The following is a 20,411-nucleotide window of genomic DNA, read 5'->3' on the forward strand; positions in this document are numbered from 1 at the left end:
CACATCACGCGTCGATCGCTTTCAGCACGGCCTCGCCCAGCGTGGCAGGGCTGTCGGCCACGACGATCCCGGCGGCGTTCATCGCCTCGATCTTGTCCTCGGCGCCGCCCTTGCCACCGGCCACGATGGCCCCGGCATGGCCCATGCGGCGGCCCGGAGGGGCTGTGCGACCGGCGATGAAACCGGCGGTGGGCTTCCAGCGGCCCTTCTTGCGCTCGTCCGCCAGGAACTGCGCGGCCTCTTCCTCGGCGCTGCCGCCGATCTCGCCGATCATGATGATCGCCTGCGTTTCCTCGTCGGCCAGGAACATTTCCAGCACGTCGATATGCTCGGTCCCCTTGATCGGGTCGCCGCCGATGCCGACGGCGGTGGACTGGCCCAGCCCGCTGTCGCTGGTCTGCTTGACCGCCTCATAGGTCAGCGTGCCCGAGCGCGACACGACACCCACTTTGCCACGCTTGTGGATATGGCCGGGCATGATGCCGATCTTGCAGGCGTCGGGCGTGATGACACCGGGGCAGTTCGGGCCGATCAGCATGGATTTGCTGCCTTCCAGCGCGCGCTTGACCTTCATCATGTCCAGCACCGGGATGCCCTCGGTGATGCAGACGATCAGCTCCATCTCGGCGTCGATCGCCTCGAGGATCGAGTCGGCGGCAAAGGGCGGTGGAACATAGATGACCGAGGCGTTGGCACCCGTCACGTGCCGCGCCTCGTGCACGCTGTCAAAGACCGGCAGGTCCAGATGCGTCTGCCCGCCCTTGCCCGGCGTCACGCCGCCGACCATCTTGGTGCCATAGGCGATGGCCTGTTCCGAGTGAAAGGTGCCCTGCGAGCCGGTGAAGCCCTGACAGATGACCTTGGTGTTTTCGTCTATTAGGATGGCCATCTGTTCAGCCCTTTACTGCTTTGACAATTTTCTGCGCGCCGTCTTTCAGGTCGTCCGCGGCGATCACGTCAAGGCCCGAGTTGCGGATGATTTCCTTGCCCTTGTCGACGTTGGTGCCCTCAAGGCGTACCACCAGCGGCACTTTCAGGCCGACCTCTTTCACCGCGACTATCACTCCCTCGGCGATGACGTCGCACCGCATGATGCCGCCGAAGATGTTGACAAGAATGCCCTTCACCTGCGGGTCGGAGGTGATGATCTTGAACGCCTCGGTCACCTTTTCCTTGGTCGCACCGCCGCCCACGTCGAGGAAGTTGGCAGGCTCGGCGCCATACAGCTTGATGATGTCCATCGTCGCCATGGCCAGGCCCGCGCCGTTGACCATGCAGCCGATTTCGCCGTCCAGCGCGATGTAGTTCAGGTCATACTTGCTGGCCTGCAGCTCCTTGGGGTCTTCCTCGGTCTCGTCGCGAAGGTTGGCGATGTCGGGCTGGCGATACATCGCGTTGCCGTCAAAGCTGACCTTGGCATCCAGAACCTTCAGATCGCCATTGGTCATCACGATCAGCGGGTTGATCTCGAGCATCTCCATGTCCTTCTCGACGAAGGCGGTATAGAGGATGCCCATCAGCTTGACGCACTGCTTGACCTGCGCGCCCTCCAGCCCCAGCGAGAACGCGATGCGGCGGCCATGGAACGGCTGATAGCCGGTGGCGGGATCGACGCTGAACGACAGGATCTTTTCGGGGGTCGCGTCGGCGACCTCTTCGATGTCCATGCCGCCCTCGGTCGAGCAGACAAAGGATATGCGGCTGGTCTGACGATCGACCAGCAGGGCAAGGTACAGTTCGCGCTCGATGTCGCTGCCATCCTCGATGTAGACGCGGCCGACCTGCTTGCCCGCCGGGCCGGTCTGGTGGGTCACCAGCGTCTTGCCCAGCATCTTTTTTGCTTCTTCGGCGGCTTCCTCGACCGATTTGGTCAGGCGCACGCCGCCCTTTTCACCAGCCGAGGCTTCCTTGAAAGAGCCCTTGCCGCGGCCACCGGCGTGGATCTGCGCCTTGACCACCCACAGGGGGCCATCAAGCTCGCCCGCGGCTGTCTTGGCGTCTTCGGCCCGCATCACGGCGCGCCCGTCAGATACCGGTGCGCCATAGGAGCGCAAGAGCGCCTTGGCCTGATATTCATGGATATTCATGCAACTGTCCCGTCTTGGCTTGCGATTGCCTGTGGTAGTGACACAAGCTTGCGCCTTGTTTAACCGAATTCGGGTACTAAGAGCCTTTTCCACACGATTTTGTGCATTTTGTGATCACACGTTTTGAGGCCGTGATCACAAATTTACTCGGCGATGCACGCCAGAATCGCGACGCGGTATGCAAATGTATGCTGCACGTCAGAGCAGGGATGCCGACGAAAAAGGGGCACGCGAACGTGTCGCGTGTCCCTTTGGAAAGCTTTTGGTTTCAGATCAGGCCAGCGAGTCGTCGATGCCCTTGCACGCCTCGACAAGGCCTTTCACGGCGTCGACCGACTTGTCGAACATCTCCTGCTCGTCCTTGGTCAGCTTGATGTTGACAATTTTCTCGACGCCACCTGCACCGATCACGGTGGGCACGCCGACGTACATGCCCTTTACGCCCAGTTCGCCATCACACCAGGCGGCGCAGGGCAGCAGGCGCTTCTGATCCTTCAGGAATGCCTCGGCCATCTCGATGGCGCTGGTGGCGGGCGCATAGAACGCGCTGCCGGTTTTCAGCAGGCCCACGATTTCCGCGCCGCCGTCACGGGTGCGCTGCACGATGGCGTCCAGCTTGTCCTGCGTGGTCCAGCCCATGTCTACCAGGTCGGGCAACGGGATGCCGCCAACGGTGGAATAGCGCACCGACGGCACCATCGTGTCGCCATGACCACCCAGAACAAAGGCGGTCACGTCCTTCATCGACACGTCGAATTCGACGCTCAGGAAGTGGCGGAAGCGTGCGGAATCCAGCACACCGGCCATGCCACACACCATGTGCGGCGGCAGGCCCGAGAATTTCTGCAACGCCCAGACCATCGCATCGAGCGGGTTGGTGATGCAGATCACGAAAGCGTCCGGCGCGTTCGCGGCGATCCCTTCGCCGACGGATTTCATGACCTTGAGGTTGATGCCCAGCAGGTCGTCGCGGCTCATGCCGGGCTTGCGCGCGACACCGGCGGTGACGATGCACACATCCGCCCCTGCAATGTCGGCATAGTCCTGCGTGCCCTTCAGGCGCGCGTCGAACCCTTCGGATGGGCCGGATTCGGCAATATCCAGCGCCTTGCCTTCCGGCACACCCTCGGCGATGTCGAACAGAACAACATCCCCCAGTTCCTTCATTGCGGCGAGATGGGCAAGCGTGCCGCCGATCTGGCCCGCACCGATAAGCGCGATCTTGGGTCTGGCCATGAAATAGTCTCCGGTTTCATGTGAATTACGCGTTTGGACTAGTCCCAAAATGCCGCGTGCGCAAGGTAGGCGCGATCCGGTCCACTGGCGGCAGGGCTGTTCGCCTGCGCCAAAACCCCGTAAACCAAGCCCAGATCAAGGGGCTGGGACGGGGCGCGCGGTGGAACTGGGGTGGTCGTTTTTTGCAATCGCGGCACCGGCGGTGATGTTCGCGGGGATTTCCAAGGGCGGCTTCGGATCAGGGGCGGCCTTTGCTGCCGCGTCGATTCTGGCGCTGGTGCTGGAGCCTGGACAGGCGCTGGGGATCATGCTGCCGCTGCTGATGCTCATCGATGTCAGCACGCTGCGCCCCTATTGGGGACGCTGGAGCATGCCCGACGCGAGGCTGCTGATCGCGGGGGCTGTGCCGGGCGTCGTGCTGGGGGCTTGGCTGTATCAGATCGCGGATGCCGACGTGTTTCGCGTGCTGATCGGGGTGATTTCCGTGGGGTTCGTTGCCTGGCAGATGGCGCAGAAGTCCGGGCTGGTGCGCTCGCCCGCGCAGGGGCTGCCGATCTGGGCAGGCGGGCTGGCCGGGGCCGTGGCGGGGTTTACCAGTTTTGTCAGCCACGCGGGCGGCCCGCCGGCGGCGGTCTGGCTGCTGTCGCGCGGGCTGGACAAGACCACGTTTCAGGCGACCACCGTGATCCTGTTCTGGATCATCAATATCGTGAAATTCGTGCCTTATGCGTTTCTGGGCATCTTCACCGCGCAAACGCTGCTGGTTGATCTGATCCTCGCCCCCTTTGCCGTGCTTGGGGCGTGGCTGGGGGTGCGCGCCCACCGGATCGTGCCGGAGCGCGCGTTTTTCGCCCTGACCTATGTGCTGCTGACAGTGACCGGCACGAAACTGATCTGGGACGGATTGACCTGATCACGCATCATCGCCGGGCTTGGGCAGCGCCTTGGCCATCGCCTCATACGCCTGACCGCTGGCGATCAGGCAGGTCACGCCGGCGGCTGAGGTGACCGTGATCGTCCATGTGCCGGTAGCCTGCGCGGCAAACACCTCGATCACCGCGTTATTGCCCCCAAGGCCGATCGACTGCCGGGTTTCGCCGTATTTTTCGGCCAGCCGGGCCACCACCGTATCGCGGGGCGCGCAATTGCCCCCCTGCGCCTGCACCGGGGTCGCCACCGCACCCAACAGCATCGCAACACAAATCCGCCGCATCGTCACACCCCCTTCATGCGTGTGCTCAAGACCGGATCAGCCTGCGCCGTGTCAGTGAAAAACTGGTTAACGCGGCGTCCAGTCCCGTGGCTTGCTGCACCGCGGCACGAAAGACCTTGAACAATCGCGCAAAAAAGTGGCACAGATCGCGCAACTTTGTTTCGGGAGAGATTCATGGACGCCATCACCGACGCCAAAGTGCGCCCCTACCGCTCGGTTCTTTACATCCCCGGCTCGAAAGAGCGCGCGCTGGACAAGGCCCGCAGCCTGCCGGTTGATGCGATCATCTTCGATCTCGAAGATGCGGTGACACCCGACGCGAAAGAGGCCGCGCGCGATACGCTGAACGCGGCGCTGTCCATGGGCGGCTATGGCGACCGGATGCGCATCATCCGTATCAACGGGCTCGACAGCCCCTGGGGTGCGGGCGATGTCGCCACGCTCAAGGATGCCGATTGTGATGCCTTTCTTCTGCCCAAGGTGAACTCCGCCGCCGATGTGCAGGCGCTGGCCGATATGCTGGGCAATGACATGCCGATCTGGGCGATGATAGAAACGCCGCTGGGTGTGCTGAACGCGCTGGAAATTGCAGCGCATCCACAACTGACCGGCTTTGTCGCGGGCACCAACGATCTGGCCAAGGAACTGAACTGCCGCGCGCGGGCCGACCGTCTGCCGATGATGCTGGCGCTGCAGACCATGCTGATGGCCGCCCGCGCGCATGGCGTCATCGCCATCGACGGCGTCTACAACCAGTATCAGGATACCGACGGGCTGCGCGCCGAATGCGAACAGGGTCGCGATCTGGGATTTGACGGTAAGACGCTGATCCACCCCGCGCAGATCGACGTGGCGAACGAGTGTTTCTCGCCCTCGGAGGCCGAGATCGACTTGGCCAAGCGCCAGATCGAAGCCTTTGAAGAGGTCGAGCGCACAGGTCAGGGCGTGGCCGTGGTGGATGGCAAAATCGTCGAAAACCTGCATGTTGAGACCGCGAAAAAGATTCTGGCGATGGCATCCTCCATCGCCTCCCTCTAGGCGGAGCAACCCATGACCCTTCTTATCATCGGCCTGATCCTGTGGATCGCGGCACATCTCTTCAAACGGCTGGCCCCCGACATGCGCGAGCAGATGGGCAACGCAGGCAAGGGCGGCGTGGCCGTTGCCATCATCGCAGGGCTTGTCCTGATGATCATCGGCTATCGTCAGGCCGAATTCGTCAACATCTGGTATCCGCCCGTCTGGACGGTGCATCTGAACAACCTGCTGATGCTGGTGGCGGTGTTCTTTTTTGCCTTGTCGCATTCCAAGGGGCGGCTGCGCGCGCGGTTCCGGCATCCGCAACTGGGCTCGGTCAAGATCTGGGCGGTGGCGCATCTGCTGGTCAACGGCGATCTGGCATCGATCATCCTGTTCGGCGGTCTGCTGGCCTGGGCCGTGGCCGAGGTCATCGTGATCAACCGCTCCGAACCCTGGATTCCGCCCGTGCCGGGCGAGCCCAAGCGCGATGTGATCCTGGTGGGCATCACGCTGGTCGCGTTTGGCCTGTTCTCTGCCATCCACGCCTGGCTGGGCGTCTGGCCATTCCCGGGGTAAGCACATGAAACTTTACCGTTTTCTGACCGCCGACGACACGTCGGCCTTTTGCCACAAGGTCACCGAGGCGCTGAACAAGGGCTGGGTGCTGCATGGCAGCCCCACCTACGGCTTTGACGCAGCGAACGGCGTCATGCGCTGCGGGCAGGCCGTGGTCAAGGACGCCCCCGGCACCTATTCCCCCGACATCAAGCTTGGAGAGCAGTAACACATGGCCAAGACCAACCCGGGCCGCTTTTTCGAGGATTACCAGCTCGGGCAGGTGATCGACCACGCCGTGCCGCGAACCATCAAGATGGGCGAACGCGCGCTTTATCACGCGCTTTACCCGGCCCGGCACGCGCTGCATTCGTCGGACGCATTCGCGCAATCCTGTGGTCTGCCGTTCAGCCCGCTGGACGATCTGGTGACGTTTCACACCGTGTTCGGCAAGACCGTGCCGGATGTGTCGCTGAACGCCGTGGCCAACCTTGGCTATGCCGAGGGGCGCTGGATCACGCCGCTTTGGCCCGGCGACACGATCACCGCCACATCCGAGGTGATCGGGCTCAAGGAGAACTCGAACGGCAAGACCGGCGTTGTCTGGGTCCGCACCACCGGGCGCAACCAGCATGGGGAAACGCTGCTCAGCTATGTCCGCTGGGTCATGGTGCGCAAACACCACCTAGACGTACCCGCCCCCGAAACGGTGATCCCCGATCTGAAACCGGCGCTGGAGGTCGGCGATCTGGTGATCCCCGAGGGGCTGGATTTCACCGGCTATGATTTCGCCTTGGCAGGCGAACCACACCGCCTTGGCGACTACGAGGTGGGCGAAACCATCGACCATGTCGATGGCGTCACCGTCGAAGAGGCCGAGCACATGATGGCCACCCGCCTGTGGCAGAACACCGCCAAGGTGCATTTCGATGCCACCTTCCGCCCCGATGGCCAGCGCCTGATCTATGGCGGTCATGTCATCAGCATGGCCCGCGCGCTGTCGTTCAACGGGCTGGCCAATGCGCAGATGATCGTCGGGCTGAACGGCGGGGCCCATGCCAATCCATGCTTCAGCGGGCAGACCATCAAGGCGTGGTCGCAGGTGCTGGACAAGGCCGAAACCGACCGGCCCGGCGTGGGCGCGATCCGGCTGCGACTGGTGGCGACCAAGGGCGGCGCGCCGTTCGAGCTGAAAGGCGAGGATGGCAAGTACCTGTCCGATGTCCTGCTGGATCTGGACTATTGGGCCTTGATGCCCGTCTGATCCTGCGGGTATTGATCCCCAAAACCGAAACACTTGTGCCCCCGTCGCCCCCTTCGCTACAGTGCCTGCAAGGGGGAGGACGGGAATCAAGCAAGGAGGCCACCTTATGGGGACGGCACCCGATTATCCGTCGTTTGACGACATCATTGGCGCACCGCAGGACCGAATCGCGGACATGATTCTGGAGTTGCAGACAAAACGCCAGTTCAGCACGCTCGTACATGACCTGAACACCCACCTGCTGAGCGGGGCTCCGGCACAGCGTGATCGCGCGCGGCGGGCGCTTCACAGTCTTGGATTCGTTTTGACCTGACCGGCACCGACACTAGTTCTGACTTGAATGTGATCACACGCCAGCGGCATGTGATCACAAACCCCAAGATAGCGGCAATTTGCGCGGCATTATCCCAAGATCAGGGCTTTGCCTGCGTGACAGCGGCGCTAAAACCATGCACAACGACACGCGACACAAGGTATACCGTCGTGTGCAGACACCAAGGGACGACCAATGGCTGACGTAAACCGGGGCAATCGCCCGCTTTCACCCCATCTTTCCATCTACCGCCCGCAGATCACCTCGATCTCGTCGATCCTGACCCGGATCACCGGCAACGCGCTGATCGTCGCCGGGCTGCTGATCGTGTGGTGGTTCCTCGCCGCCTCATCCGGCCCGGACTATTTCGCCGTCGCGGACGGTTTCCTGCGCAGCTGGTTCGGCAATCTGGTGCTGACCCTGTCGCTGCTGGGCCTGTGGTATCACACGCTGGCAGGCATCCGGCACCTGATCTGGGACAACGCCATGATGCTGGAACTGGAACTGGCTGAAAAGCTGGGCTGGGGCTGCATTGCGGGCTCGGTCGTGCTGACCATCATAACCCTGCTGATCGTCTGAGGAGGCCGACATGCGTTACCTGACAGACCGCAAACGGGCCATGGGCCTTGGCTCGGCCAAATCCGGCGTGCACCATTTCTGGGCAATGAAAGTGTCGTCCGTGGCGCTGCTGATCCTGATACCGCTGTTCGTCTTCACCTTCGGCCCGGCCCTTGGCGGCAGCTACGAAGAGGTCACGGCCTATTTCGCGCGCCCCTTTCCCGCGCTGGTCGCCGCGCTAACCTTCATCGTGGGATGGAAACATTTCAACGACGGCGCGCAGGTCCTGATCGAAGACTACGTGCACGGAGCAACCCAAAGGATCACCCTGATCCTGGTGACCTGCCTGTCCTACGCCGCAATGGCGACCGGGCTGTTCGCCATCGCCAAAATCGCGCTTTAAGAAATACCGGAGAACACAACGAATGGCTGCTTACGAATACGAGACGCATGACTATGACGTCGTGGTCGTCGGTGCCGGTGGCGCGGGCCTGCGCGCGACCCTTGGCATGGCCGAACAGGGCCTGCGCACCGCCTGCGTGACCAAGGTGTTCCCGACCCGTTCGCACACCGTGGCAGCACAGGGCGGCATCGCCGCGTCGCTGTCCAACATGGGGCCGGATCACTGGCAGTGGCACATGTTCGACACCGTCAAGGGTTCGGATTACCTGGGCGACACCGACGCGATGGAGTATCTGGCGCGCGAGGCCCCCAAGGCCGTGTACGAGCTGGAGCATTACGGCGTCCCCTTCAGCCGCACCGAAGAGGGCAAGATCTATCAGCGGCCCTTTGGCGGGCACACCACCGAGTTTGGCGAAGGCCCCCCGGTGCAGCGCACCTGCGCCGCCGCCGACCGCACCGGCCACGCGATCCTGCACACGCTGTATGGTCAGTCGCTCAAGCAAAAGGCCGAGTTTTACATCGAGTATTTCGCCCTCGACCTGATCATGTCGGATGATGGCGTGTGCACAGGCGTCGTCTGCTGGAAGCTGAACGATGGCACGATGCACGTGTTCAATGCCAAGATGGTCGTGCTGGCCACCGGCGGCTATGGCCGCGCGTATTTCAGCGCGACATCGGCCCATACCTGCACCGGCGACGGTGGCGGCATGGTGGCCCGCGCGGGCCTGCCGCTGCAGGATATGGAATTCGTGCAGTTCCACCCCACCGGCATCTATGGCGCGGGCTGCCTGATCACTGAAGGCGCGCGTGGCGAAGGCGGATATCTGACCAACTCCGAGGGCGAGCGGTTCATGGAACGCTATGCGCCCAACTACAAGGATCTGGCCCCGCGCGACTATGTCAGCCGCTGCATGACGATGGAGATCCGCGAAGGCCGCGGCGTGGGTGAACACGGCGATCACATCCACCTGAACCTCTCGCATCTGCCCGCCGAGGCGCTGAACCTGCGCCTGCCCGGCATTTCCGAATCCGCGCGCATCTTTGCCGGCGTCGATGTCACCAAGCAGCCGATCCCGGTTCTGCCGACCGTGCATTACAACATGGGCGGCATCCCCACGAACTACTGGGGCGAGGTGATCAACCCCACCGCTGACGATCCCAACGCGATCGTCCCCGGCCTGATGGCCGTGGGCGAGGCCGGTTGCGCCTCGGTGCACGGGGCCAACCGCCTTGGGTCGAACTCGCTGATCGACCTTGTGGTGTTCGGCCGCGCCGCCGCCATCCGCGCCGGCAAGGTGGTGGATCGCGACGCGCCCGCCCCGACGCTGAACAAACCGGCCATCGATGCCGCGTTCGACCGTTTCGACGGGCTGCGCCACGCAGATGGCGGCACGCCCACCGCCGAACTTCGGCTGGACATGCAGCGCACCATGCAAGAAGACGCCGCCGTCTTCCGCACCTCGGACACCCTGAAAAAGGGTTTGGACAAGATGGTGGACATCGCCGGCAAGCTGGATGATCTGAAGGTCACCGACCGCTCGCTGATCTGGAACAGCGACCTGATGGAAACGCTGGAACTGACCAACCTGATGCCCAACGCGCTGGCCACGATCGCCGGGGCCGAGGCGCGCCAGGAAAGCCGCGGTGCCCACGCGCACGAGGATTTCCCCGAGCGCGACGATACCAACTGGCGCGTGCACACGATCGCCCGTGTCGAAGGCAACAGGATCGACCTGTCGCATCGCGGCGTGATCACCGACCCGCTGACCACCGAGGATCAGGGCGGCATCGCCACCGCGAGAATCGCCCCGAAGGTGCGGACGTTCTGATGCGTCACGGTCTGGTCATGCTGCTTTGCGTGCCGCTGGCCGCCTGTTCTGTAGCGAATGATGCCGCAGACATGCTGGCCCGCGACCGCGCAAAGACTGTGGTCAACCAGATCGTTGCCGAACGTCTGCCCGGCGTGAATGCGGCACCCGTGACCGATTGCGTGATCGACAATGCCAGCGCATCCGAAATCGCGTTGGTCGCACGCGCATCGGTCACCGGGATCACCGAACGAACCGTCGACACCGTCGTTGATGTCACCCGTCGGCCGGAAACCCTGTCCTGTCTCGCGCAGAAAGGGCTTCCGATGCTCATGCAGGCCCGGCTATGATGATACATCCGGGCATATTCCAGACTCTGGCAGCGCGGGTGATACCGTCAAAGTGTTATGGAAAGGCCATGGCATGACCGCGACAGATACCACCAAGGACAATCTGGCTCCGGTTCCTCCGGCAGAGGGTCTGCAATACCTGCGTTTCCTCGAGAATATGCATAAACACCTGCAGCCCGAATGGTATCTCGAGGTCGGCACCGCACAGGGGGCAAGCCTGAAGCTTGCGACCTGCAAGGTCATGGCCATTGATCCGCGGTTTCAGATCCAGCCGGACAACATGGGCGGGCGTCCGCAGACCCATCTGTTCGAAACCACCAGCGACGAGTTCTTCGCCTCGGGCATCGCGCGGCAGCTTGCGTCGACAATCGACCTGGCCTTTCTGGATGGAATGCACCTATTCGAATACCTGCTGCGCGACTTCATCAACACGGAAAAGCTGTGCCGCCCTGACAGCGTGATCGTCCTTCACGACCTTGTTCCACCGACCTACATAGCCGCAGAACGCGACTGGGACCGCAAACGTACCAAGCAGTGGACCGGCGATGTCTGGAAGGTAGGCGTAATCCTCAAGGAATACCGCCCCGATCTCGATCTGCGCGTCGCCAACTGCCGACCTACCGGTCTGGGCGTCATCACGTCTCTGAACCCGGATGACACGACGCTGGAAGATAACTACGACGAGATCGTTGCCCGATTCATGGACATGAGCCTTGATGACTACGGCACTGAAAAACTCAGCACACTGTTCAACATGCAGCGTGCCATGTCCCGGCATTTTCACGACTACGTCGGGGTGCCGGCATGATCCGTAACCCGGCTGTCAGGTACCAAAACCGCCTGCCACTGATGGCACGCGGATCGCAGGGTGCCCACCGGCCCGCGCCGACAGCCATGATGCCGCGCCGGCCCAGCAGCATCACAACAGCCACGCCCCGGCCCGCCTCTCTGGTCGGACGACACTGAAAAGGAAGAGCTTATGGTTCAACTGACCCTGCCAAAAAACTCGCGCATCCGCGTGGGCAAGACATGGCCCAAGCCCGAAGGCGCGAAAAACACCCGCAAGTTCAGCATCTATCGCTGGAACCCCGATGATGGTGAAAACCCGCGCGTGGATACCTATTTCGTCGATATGGACAAATGCGGCCCGATGGTTCTGGACGCTCTGATCAAGATCAAGAACGAGATTGATCCCACCCTGACCTTCCGCCGGTCCTGCCGCGAAGGCATCTGCGGCTCCTGCGCGATGAACATCGACGGGATCAACACGCTGGCCTGTATCTACGGGCTGGACGAGGTCAAGGGCGACGTCAAGATCTATCCCCTGCCCCACATGCCCGTGGTCAAGGACCTGATCCCGGACCTGACGCATTTCTATGCCCAGCACGCCAGCATCATGCCCTGGCTGGAAACCAAGACGAACCGCCCCGCGAAAGAGTGGAAGCAAAGCATCGACGACCGCGCCAAGCTGGACGGCCTGTACGAATGCGTGATGTGCGCCTGCTGCTCGACCTCCTGCCCGTCCTATTGGTGGAACGGCGACCGCTATCTTGGGCCGGCCGCCCTGCTGCACGCCTATCGCTGGATCATCGACAGCCGCGACGAGGCGACGGGCGAGCGTCTGGATCAACTTGAGGATCCGTTCAAGCTCTATCGCTGCCACACGATCATGAACTGCACCAAGACCTGCCCCAAGGGCCTGAACCCGGCAAAAGCCATCGCCGAGATCAAGAAGACAATGGTCGAACGCGCGGTCTGATCAACCACGGCACACAGATCAAGGGCCGATCCTCCGGGGTCGGCCTTTTGCATTGCGCCCGCCGCATGGCGGCATTCGCAATTCGTCCGATGCAATCCGAGGTCACACCCGCCATATGACAGTCAGGGAGGGGATGCCGGACACACCAAAGGACACCCCATGAAAACGCCGACCAAAACTGATGCCAAAGCCGCGCTTGCGATTCTGGAACAGGCTTGGGCCTATTTCGACGCCCCACAAAAGGCAGACACCGCCCAACAGCCCGAAGAAACCTATTTTGCATACGTAAAGGCGGCCTGACCGCCTTTCATGGGGTCGGGCTCGGTCCGTGCCCCACAGCGCCCCGGCGGCGCAAGGAAACCTTTCATCCGAGTGTCGTCGGGCGCGGCCTTGCGCAGACCCGAAAACTGCGCAAACCTGTTGCAAACAACAGGGACAGACCATGCAACAGCCCCCCGACGCCGCCGCCCGCCGCGCCATCCCGCCGGTGATCTGCTATCCGACCGACACACTGCCGCAGCCGGACATGGCGCTCTACACCGCCGCCCGGGCGACGCTGCAAAAGACCGGCGAAACGCTGGTGCCAGCCCGCGACGCACGCACCTTTCACGTGCCCGCCGGGCATTTCTTTTGCATCACCAGCGTCGATGGCCCGCAGGTTGGGGATCTGAACCTGTGGAACGCAAATGACCTGTCCGAGCGCTTCTACTCGGGCAAGACCCGCGCGCTGCATGGCACGCATATCACCACCGGCCAGCGCATGTGGTCCTCCTTTCCGCATCTGCGCCCGATGGCGACCGTCACCCACGACACGCTGCACTGGTATGGCAAGGATGATTTCGGCGGCTCGGTCCATGACGTGATCGGCACGCGCTGCGATCCCTACACCGGCAACCTGCTGTCAGGCACGCAGTATCACCACTGCTGCCACTCCAACCTGATCCGCGCGCTGGCCGATGAAACCGGGCTGTCGCCGGCCGATGCCGAGCCCCACGTGCATGACGTGCTCAACGTGTTCATGTGTACTGGATTCACCCGCGACACCGGCCAGTATTTCATGAAGGCCAGCCCGGTCCGCCCCGGCGATTACATCGAGTTCCTGGCCGAGATCGAACTGCTCGGCGCGCTCAGCGCCTGCCCCGGCGGCGATTGCAGCGCCGAGCACAGCTCGGATACCGCCGCCTGCCACCCGCTTCTGGTCGAGGTCTTCGCCCCCGCCCCCGGCGCGCTGGACGGCTGGCATTCTCCGGCCCCCAACGGCTACGATCGCAGCCATGGCAGATGACACCGGCTGCCCTGCCGTCGGGTTATGTGGCACCGTCAATCACCACGAACAGCGCGAAAGACACCATGACCAAACCCTGCATCATCTGCGTGGCGATCACCGGCTCGGTGCCGCAAAAATCCGACAACCCCGCCGTGCCGATTACCGTGGCCGAACAGATCGACTCGACCCAGGCGGCGTTCGAGGCCGGCGCCAGCATCTGCCATGCCCATGTGCGCAACGCCGACGGCTCGCCCAGCTCCGACCCCGAGAAATTCGCGCGCCTCAAGGAAGGGCTGGAAAAGCACTGCCCCGGCATGATCATCCAGTTTTCCACCGGGGGCCGTTCGGGGGCCGGTCAGGCGCGCGGGGCCATGCTGCCGCTGCGCCCCGACATGGCCTCGCTCTCGGTCGGGTCCAACAACTTTCCCACCCGCGTCTATGAAAACCCGCCCGATCTGGTGGACTGGCTGGCCAGCGAAATGCGGGCCCATGACGTCAAGCCCGAGGTCGAGTGTTTCGACCTGTCCCATATCCATCAGGCCGCCAGGATGAGCGCCGATGGCCGCATCCCCGGTCCGCTGTATGTGCAGTTCGTCATGGGGGTCAAGAACGCCATGCCGGTCGATCGCCCGACCTTCGATTTCTACATCGAAACCGTGAAACGCCTGATGCCCGATGCCGAATGGTGCGCCGCGGGCATCGGCGCGGGGCAGCTTTTGATCAACGAATGGGTGGTCGCCGCCGGGGGCCATGCCCGCACGGGGCTCGAGGACAACGTGCGCCTTGACCGCGACACGCTGGCCCCGTCCAACGCGGCGCTGGTCAAGCGCGTGACCGACATCTGCGCCCAGCACGACCGCCCCGTGGCCACTCCTGCGCAGGCGCGCGAGATCCTGGGCCTGCGCCCGGCGTGATCACACCACCGATCGCCTGCTTCCTCTCTCTTCCAATATCCTAGGGGTGAGGCCGCAGGCCGAGGGGGCAGCGCCCCCTTTGCGCCGCCGTCAGGCGGCGCCGGTCGCGCCCGTCAGGGCGCGAAACCGGCATCATCCCTCCGGTACGCAGATCGCCCCGGCCGCAATCGCACGCGCAGTGCCAAAAATCAGCCCGGCAATCACCGCCAGCAACACCGCCAGCGTGACGAACCCGAACACCTGATGCACCGCGCTGCCCGTGGCCTCGGCAAAGCGGAAACTGGCGATCGTCACCGCCGCAAAGGGAAAACTCAGCGCCCAGAACGACAGCGCAAAGGGCAGCTTCACAAGCCGCGGCAGGTTCACCACCACGATCAGCGTGAACAGGTAGGCCATGTTGATCAGCAGCCGGGCAAAGGCGTCCACCCCGCCGGTCAGTTGCAGCCATGACAGGAACGCCACCGCAGGCGGCGCGATCAGGATCACCAGCGTCGGTTGCAGCCTGCCGGGCATCGGATCGTGAAAGATCAGCCGGTTCATCACCAGCGTCAGCAACACGATCCAGAACAGCAGCCCCACCGCCATGAAATACCAGCTCAGTTCGACGTATCCCAGCGGCACGCCCACGATCGGCACCAGCACATTGCCCACGGCGGGAATGAACCACGCGGGCGTCAGGTGCCCGGTCTGAAACGACCGCGCCGAGATCCAGCCCGCAACCACGGCAATGGTCAGCACCGCTTGCAACGCCGTGCCAGCCAGCCACAGCACATGCGCGGCCCCCGGCGACAGGCTGTAGCTCGCCGTGGCCAGCAGGATCATCGAGATCGAGATCGCGGGAAAGAACGCCAGACGCACCGGATGATGCCATTCCTGCGCCACCGCCAGCGGATAGCGCAGCGCCTTGAGCGCATAAAGCGCCGCGATCACCACGCCCGCCGCGACGGCTGCCCAGAATACAGCCAGGGACAGCCCCGCTCTCAACCCCAGTGCGGTTTCAGCGGCATGCAGGGCCAGCGTCAGCCCCGCCAGCCCCATCACCACCGCAAAGAAGGGCACCGGGAAATGCTCCAGCCGGTTTGACTGGCCCGGGTGTGCCGCCTGTGCTGCATCCGCCATGTCGCGTTTCCTTGTTTCAGCCGTCCTGCGCCTCGGGGCCCCGGATCATCGCCTGAACGGTGTAGACCAGGATGGCAATGCCCACGGCCCCGGCCACAGCCACGCCCAGCAGCACGATCACGTCCACCGGTCCGCCGATGTCGGCAAAACCCGAACTGGTCATCTGCTGGACGAAAAGCACCGCCGCGACAGCCCCCACCGGCATCGACAGTTGCGCCAGCAGGAATTTCCGCATCGACATCGACCGGTCACGGATCAGCACGTACAGGTAGCCCACCGTGATCAGCACAGCAACCACGACCATGGCCCAGAACAGGCCCCGGCCAAACATCTCTTCCCAGACCGCGATCAGGGTTCCCAGTGTAAGCTCTTGCATCGTCTTTTCTCCCTATGCCTTGCCGCGCAGCATCGCGTTATAGGTGGCCTTCAGCGCCACCTCCTTCATCAGCCAGCTGATCCACAGCTCTTCCAGCGGCGCGATCACGCCCGGAAAGCTGGGCACGAGGTTGTTCTTGTAATCAAATTCGATCAGCATCGCGCGGCCCACGCGGGTGATCAGCGGGCAGGATGTGTAGCCGTCATAGGCCGCATCCGTGGTGTCGCCCGCGATCTGCGCGACCAGATGCGCCTCGACCACCGGCACCTGCCACTTGACGCTGGCGGCGGTCTTGCCCTTGGGCACGCCCGCCACGTCGCCCAGTGCAAAGACGTTGGGATAGCGGTTGTGCCGCAGGTTTTGCTGATCCACCTCGACCCAGCCTTGCCCAACCCATTTGTCGGCCCAGGACAGACCCGACTGACGGATCACATCGGGCGCGCGCTGCGGCGGGATGATGTTGGTGAAGTCGTAGTCGGTTTCGCGGGTGGCGCCATCCGGCCCCTCGAAGGTCATGACCTTGCGGCCCGGGTCGATCGACTTGAGCACCTGATCAAACTCGGTTTTGATCCCGCGCTCGCCGAACAGCATCCGCACCTTTTCGGACACGATGGGCACGCCGAACAAGGCCTTGGAGTTGTTCCAGTATTCGATCTCGACCTTGCCGCGATTGCCCTTCCTGTCGGCATGATCCTCAGTCAGAAAGGCGTATTTCAGCGGCGCACCGGCGCATTTCATCTCGGTCGCGGGGCGCAGGAACACGGCCTTGCCGCCGCTGTCGGTAAAGCGGTCCATCTCGGCCCAGGTCTTGGCCGCATACTCCGGCCCGGCATAGACCGCGCCCAGACCGTTCTGGCCCACCATGGACAGGTCGAACCCTTCGATCGCGTCCCAGTCCAGCACAAGGCCGGGGGCGGTGACCAAATAGTCATAGGGCAGCTTCGTGCCTGACGCCGTGGTCAGCGTATTCGCCTCGGGGTCGATTTCGGCTGCGTATTCCGCCACCAGCGTGACGCCGCGCGGCAGCCAGTCGGTGGTCTGGCTGACCGAATAGCCGGCGGGCTTCAGCCCCGCGGCGATCAGGGTGAATCCGGGCTGATACCAATGCTCGGCCCGGCCATCGACCAGCGTGATCTCGGCCCCGTCAAGCCGCTCGACCAGACGGTTGGCCAATGCGGTGCCCGCGGCACCAGCGCCCAGGATCACGATTCGCGCCTTGGTCGATACTTTTTGCGCGCGGGCGGGGCCGGTGCCCGCGGCAAGCAGGGCCGCACCGCCGGCAAGGCCCAGAAACCCGCGACGGGTTGGCAGAAACTGTTCCGATGTCATGCGTGTACTCCATTGCATACATCATCATTTCTGCATGTGTTAAGCACTCTCCGCCTTGATCCAGATCAAAGATGTACCGGAAATGCGATTACTCCATCAGACCCAGCAGCCGCGCCGCGTTGTTCTTGAGGATATCGGGGCGCAGCTCGTCCTTGATGTCGATCTTCTCGAAATCCGCCAGCCAGCGTTCCGGGGTGATCATCGGCCAGTCCGACCCGAACAACACCTTCTTGCGCAGGATCGAGTTGCAGTAGCGCACAAGGATCGGCGGGAAATACTTGGGGCTCCAGCCCGACAGGTCGATATAGACGTTCGGTTTGTGCTGGGCCACGGCCAGCGCCTCTTCCTGCCAGGGGAAACTGGGGTGGGCCATGATGATCTTCATGTCGGGAAAATCGACCGCCACATCATCGAGATGCATCGGGTTGGAAAACTTCATCCGCATCCCGTTTCCGCCGCGCATGCCGCTGCCCACGCCGGTCTGGCCGGTGTGAAACAGCCCGATGCAGCCATATTCGGCCAGCAGTTCGTAGAACGGATAAGCCATGCGGTCATTGGGAAAAAACCCCTGCATGGTCGGGTGGAACTTGAACCCCTTGATGCCGTGCACTTCGATCAGACGGCGCGCCTCGCGCACGGCCATCTTGCCCTTCCACGGGTCGATCGAGGCAAAGGGGATCAGCACATCGCTGTTTTCCTTGACCAGTTCGATCACCTCGTCGTTGGAATAGCGGCGATAGCCGGTCTCGCGCTCGGCATCGACGGGAAAGATGACGGCGGCGATGTTCTGCTCGCGGAAATGCGCGGCGGTTTCGGGGATCGTCGGCGGATGCTGCCAAGGCGCGCGAAAGTACTTTGCCATGGTCGATTGCAGATCGTCATAGCCATCGTCGGAATGACAGCCGCAGGGTTCCTCGGCATGGGTGTGAATGTCGATGGCGCGGATCTTGTCGAGGTCGATCATGGGGCGTCCTTTCTGACGGTGCGCTGGTTGAGCCTGCGGGAGCGAGGGGCCAGCCCCTCGCGCTCCCCGGGATATTTGAAGAGAGAGGAAATCATATGCGGATCACGGCCGGGTCGGCGTCATCGTACAGACGCGCCACCAGACCGGCGCGGCGGGTCAGCACGCGGCGGGTGTTGAGATTGCCCTTGGCGGTCATTTCCTGCGCCTCAAGTCTTGGCGGCTCGGTCAGGATCAGGGCGCGGCCCACGCGGGTGGACGAGCCTGTGGCCGCAGCGGCCAGCGGGGCCAGCCGGGCGCGGATTTCGTCCATGCGCGCCGGATCGGCGCAGGCCCCGTCGCCGGTGGCAGACGTGGCGGGAAAGACCAGCACGCCCAGTTCCGCCCGGTCGTGCCCGGTGATGACGATGTCGGCGGCCAGCCCGTCCAGCGCGCCCAGCAGCGCCCCACGCAGGGCAGCCACGCGCACCCATGTACCGGAAGTCAGCTTGAAATCCTCGGATATGCGACCGTCAAAGCGCAGGCCGCGATCCGGCTCGTCCTCGTTGACAAAGCGCATAGCGTCACCGGTGATCAGGAACCCCTCGGCGTCAAAGGCGGCTTTGGTCTTGTCCGGGTCCTCGAAATAGCCGGGCATGATGTTTGGCCCCTTGACGCGCAGTTCATAGCGGCCTTCGTCCTCGGGGATCAGCTTGACCTCGGTGCCGGCCAGCGGCGCGCCGACGATGCCGGACCGGGTGACGCGCTCATGCGTGAGCAGCACGGCGGGGGCGGTTTCGGTCATGCCCCAGGAGCTGACCATCAGCGGCACCTCGCCCGTCACCTCGCGTGCCATGTCACCCAGCGCATCCCACACCTCCTGCGGGAGCGAGGCACCGGCATAGAAGGTGAAATGCAGCCCCGTGAAGAACCGCCTGCGCAGGTCGGCATCGGCGCGCAGGGCGGTGACCTGCCGCGCGTATCCCATCGGCACGTTGAACGACAGCGTGCCGGTGTGCATCTGCATGTTCTCCAGCGTGCGCGGGAACAGGGCATCGGTCGGCTTGCCATCGTCGATATAGAGCGCGCCGCCATGGGCCAGCATCATGTTGAAGTTGTGCGAACCGCCAAAGACATGGTTCCACGGCAGCCAGTCCAGCAGCTTGGGCGGCTCGGCGCGCAGGATCGGAAAGGCATCGGCCAGCTGCGTCTGGTTCACGCACATCATGCGATGGGTGGTCAGAACGCCCTTGGGGTTGGAGGTGGACCCCGAGGTGAACAGGATCTTGCCCACCGTATCGGGGGTCACCTGCGCATGGGCGCCGTCCACATCGCCCGCACCGCCGCGCAGGGCGTCGGCCATCGGGATCACGGCGCGCGGGGCACCGGCGGGAGTGCCGGCGATCACCGGGATACCGGCAAGCTGCGGCAGGGCCAGCGCATCGGCATAGCGCGCGGCGTCATCGACATAGATCAGCGACGGGCGCACCTTGTCCACCGCATAGGCAAGCCGCTCATGCGCGCCGGGGATCAGCGCGTATTGCTCGGCCACCGGCACATTGGCGCGGCCCACGTATTGCGCCGCCAGCGCCAGCAGCCCGTGATCGACCGAATTGCCCGAGATCATCATCACCGGCCCCTGCCCCGGCTGATCCAGCAACCAGCCCGCCAGCGCGCGCACCATGTCGCGCGCCTGTGCATAGGTCACCTCGCGCCAGCCGGGGCCCGAGCGTTCGGCGATGAACACCGCATCCGGCGTGCGCGCGGCCCATGCGTCCAGCCAGTCGCCGGTGGTGCGCGCCACCGGGCCAAGCGCGTGGTTCGAAGTCAGGATCACCGCGCCATCGTCTCGGATGTCACGGCGCACGGATTGGCGGACTGCCTTGGGTGTCTGCATCGGC

Annotated in this window: 24 protein-coding genes; 15 read left to right on the forward strand and 9 right to left on the reverse strand. The window is 63.6% G+C overall.

Going from position 1 to position 20,411, the window contains the following annotated elements:
* Nucleotides 1–4: 4 nt before the first annotated feature.
* The 3 genes from sucD to mdh form a co-directional block, all read right to left on the reverse strand.
* Entirely contained in the window at nucleotides 5–889 is an 885-nt protein-coding gene (sucD, locus tag ACFTOW_RS09730) for a succinate--CoA ligase subunit alpha (protein WP_379915086.1), read from the reverse strand.
* A 4-nt stretch (nucleotides 890–893) separates the two neighbouring features.
* On the reverse strand, nucleotides 894–2,087 hold the full coding sequence (gene sucC / locus ACFTOW_RS09735; RefSeq protein WP_379915088.1) for an ADP-forming succinate--CoA ligase subunit beta: 1,194 nt from the start codon (nucleotides 2,085–2,087) through the stop codon (nucleotides 894–896).
* A gap of 273 nt (nucleotides 2,088–2,360) precedes the next feature.
* Nucleotides 2,361–3,323, reverse strand: coding sequence for a malate dehydrogenase (gene mdh, locus ACFTOW_RS09740; RefSeq protein ID WP_379915090.1), 963 nt, complete (start codon nucleotides 3,321–3,323; stop codon nucleotides 2,361–2,363).
* A 205-nt stretch (nucleotides 3,324–3,528) separates the two neighbouring features.
* Here mdh and ACFTOW_RS09745 point away from each other — a divergent pair, with 205 nt between their 5' ends.
* Nucleotides 3,529–4,236: a sulfite exporter TauE/SafE family protein gene (locus ACFTOW_RS09745; RefSeq protein WP_379915187.1), complete on the forward strand. Its 708-nt coding sequence runs from the start codon at nucleotides 3,529–3,531 to the stop codon at nucleotides 4,234–4,236.
* On the opposite strand, the gene ACFTOW_RS09750 is transcribed toward ACFTOW_RS09745, so the two are convergent.
* The gene (locus ACFTOW_RS09750) at nucleotides 4,237–4,536 is read right to left on the reverse strand and encodes a hypothetical protein (protein WP_379915092.1); all 300 of its coding nucleotides are present in this window, start codon (nucleotides 4,534–4,536) and stop codon (nucleotides 4,237–4,239) included.
* A gap of 174 nt (nucleotides 4,537–4,710) precedes the next feature.
* On the opposite strand from ACFTOW_RS09750, the gene ACFTOW_RS09755 reads away from it, so the two are divergent.
* The 14 genes from ACFTOW_RS09755 (at nucleotide 4,711) to ACFTOW_RS09820 (ending at nucleotide 14,746) form a co-directional block, all read left to right on the forward strand.
* Nucleotides 4,711–5,574 (forward strand): HpcH/HpaI aldolase/citrate lyase family protein, encoded by an 864-nt coding sequence (locus tag ACFTOW_RS09755; RefSeq protein ID WP_379915094.1) that lies wholly within the window; start codon nucleotides 4,711–4,713, stop codon nucleotides 5,572–5,574.
* Between the two features lie 12 nt (nucleotides 5,575–5,586).
* Nucleotides 5,587–6,132, forward strand: coding sequence for an NnrU family protein (locus ACFTOW_RS09760; protein WP_379915096.1), 546 nt, complete (start codon nucleotides 5,587–5,589; stop codon nucleotides 6,130–6,132).
* Nucleotides 6,133–6,136: 4 nt separating this feature from the next.
* On the forward strand, nucleotides 6,137–6,340 hold the full coding sequence (locus ACFTOW_RS09765) for a DUF1737 domain-containing protein (protein WP_379915098.1): 204 nt from the start codon (nucleotides 6,137–6,139) through the stop codon (nucleotides 6,338–6,340).
* 3 nt (nucleotides 6,341–6,343) lie between these two features.
* Nucleotides 6,344–7,375 (forward strand): MaoC family dehydratase, encoded by a 1,032-nt coding sequence (locus ACFTOW_RS09770; RefSeq protein ID WP_379915100.1) that lies wholly within the window; start codon nucleotides 6,344–6,346, stop codon nucleotides 7,373–7,375.
* A gap of 106 nt (nucleotides 7,376–7,481) precedes the next feature.
* Nucleotides 7,482–7,688 carry a hypothetical protein gene (locus tag ACFTOW_RS09775; protein ID WP_379915102.1) on the forward strand — a complete coding sequence of 69 codons (207 nt, stop codon included), beginning with the start codon at nucleotides 7,482–7,484 and terminating at the stop codon, nucleotides 7,686–7,688.
* Nucleotides 7,689–7,883: 195 nt separating this feature from the next.
* Complete coding sequence (sdhC, locus tag ACFTOW_RS09780; protein ID WP_379915104.1) at nucleotides 7,884–8,267, forward strand: succinate dehydrogenase, cytochrome b556 subunit; 384 nt, start codon at nucleotides 7,884–7,886, stop codon at nucleotides 8,265–8,267.
* Nucleotides 8,268–8,277: 10 nt separating this feature from the next.
* Nucleotides 8,278–8,649 (forward strand): succinate dehydrogenase, hydrophobic membrane anchor protein, encoded by a 372-nt coding sequence (gene sdhD, locus ACFTOW_RS09785; protein WP_379915106.1) that lies wholly within the window; start codon nucleotides 8,278–8,280, stop codon nucleotides 8,647–8,649.
* A gap of 22 nt (nucleotides 8,650–8,671) precedes the next feature.
* Nucleotides 8,672–10,477, forward strand: a complete 1,806-nt coding sequence (sdhA, locus tag ACFTOW_RS09790; protein ID WP_379915108.1) for a succinate dehydrogenase flavoprotein subunit — start codon at nucleotides 8,672–8,674, stop codon at nucleotides 10,475–10,477.
* Between the two features lie 71 nt (nucleotides 10,478–10,548).
* The gene (locus ACFTOW_RS09795) at nucleotides 10,549–10,806 is read left to right on the forward strand and encodes a succinate dehydrogenase (protein ID WP_379915110.1); all 258 of its coding nucleotides are present in this window, start codon (nucleotides 10,549–10,551) and stop codon (nucleotides 10,804–10,806) included.
* Between the two features lie 73 nt (nucleotides 10,807–10,879).
* Entirely contained in the window at nucleotides 10,880–11,614 is a 735-nt protein-coding gene (locus ACFTOW_RS09800; protein WP_379915112.1) for a class I SAM-dependent methyltransferase, read from the forward strand.
* Between the two features lie 171 nt (nucleotides 11,615–11,785).
* Nucleotides 11,786–12,565, forward strand: coding sequence for a succinate dehydrogenase iron-sulfur subunit (locus ACFTOW_RS09805; protein WP_379915114.1), 780 nt, complete (start codon nucleotides 11,786–11,788; stop codon nucleotides 12,563–12,565).
* Nucleotides 12,566–12,724: 159 nt separating this feature from the next.
* Nucleotides 12,725–12,865 (forward strand): hypothetical protein, encoded by a 141-nt coding sequence (locus ACFTOW_RS09810; protein ID WP_379915116.1) that lies wholly within the window; start codon nucleotides 12,725–12,727, stop codon nucleotides 12,863–12,865.
* Between the two features lie 142 nt (nucleotides 12,866–13,007).
* Nucleotides 13,008–13,850, forward strand: coding sequence for an urea carboxylase-associated family protein (locus ACFTOW_RS09815; protein WP_379915118.1), 843 nt, complete (start codon nucleotides 13,008–13,010; stop codon nucleotides 13,848–13,850).
* Between the two features lie 65 nt (nucleotides 13,851–13,915).
* A complete protein-coding gene (locus ACFTOW_RS09820; RefSeq protein WP_379915189.1) occupies nucleotides 13,916–14,746 on the forward strand; it encodes a 3-oxoadipate:acetyl-CoA acetyltransferase in 831 nt (276 codons plus the stop codon).
* A 132-nt stretch (nucleotides 14,747–14,878) separates the two neighbouring features.
* Here ACFTOW_RS09820 and ACFTOW_RS09825 read toward each other — a convergent pair whose 3' ends face one another.
* The 5 genes from ACFTOW_RS09825 to ACFTOW_RS09845 all read right to left on the reverse strand — a co-directional run bounded on the left by ACFTOW_RS09825 (nucleotide 14,879) and on the right by ACFTOW_RS09845 (nucleotide 20,407).
* Complete coding sequence (locus tag ACFTOW_RS09825) at nucleotides 14,879–15,865, reverse strand: SLAC1 anion channel family protein (RefSeq protein ID WP_379915120.1); 987 nt, start codon at nucleotides 15,863–15,865, stop codon at nucleotides 14,879–14,881.
* A 16-nt stretch (nucleotides 15,866–15,881) separates the two neighbouring features.
* Nucleotides 15,882–16,241 carry a DUF5368 domain-containing protein gene (locus ACFTOW_RS09830; protein ID WP_379915122.1) on the reverse strand — a complete coding sequence of 120 codons (360 nt, stop codon included), beginning with the start codon at nucleotides 16,239–16,241 and terminating at the stop codon, nucleotides 15,882–15,884.
* Between the two features lie 12 nt (nucleotides 16,242–16,253).
* Entirely contained in the window at nucleotides 16,254–17,570 is a 1,317-nt protein-coding gene (locus tag ACFTOW_RS09835; protein WP_379915124.1) for an NAD(P)/FAD-dependent oxidoreductase, read from the reverse strand.
* A gap of 88 nt (nucleotides 17,571–17,658) precedes the next feature.
* Entirely contained in the window at nucleotides 17,659–18,534 is an 876-nt protein-coding gene (locus ACFTOW_RS09840; RefSeq protein ID WP_379915126.1) for an amidohydrolase family protein, read from the reverse strand.
* Nucleotides 18,535–18,625: 91 nt separating this feature from the next.
* Nucleotides 18,626–20,407 carry a feruloyl-CoA synthase gene (locus ACFTOW_RS09845; RefSeq protein WP_379915128.1) on the reverse strand — a complete coding sequence of 594 codons (1,782 nt, stop codon included), beginning with the start codon at nucleotides 20,405–20,407 and terminating at the stop codon, nucleotides 18,626–18,628.
* Between the last annotated feature and the right edge of the window lie 4 nt (nucleotides 20,408–20,411).

The sequence above is a fragment of the Lacimonas salitolerans genome, assembly GCF_042677865.1.
In the GTDB taxonomy this organism is placed as follows: Bacteria; Pseudomonadota; Alphaproteobacteria; order Rhodobacterales; family Rhodobacteraceae; genus Lutimaribacter; species Lutimaribacter salitolerans.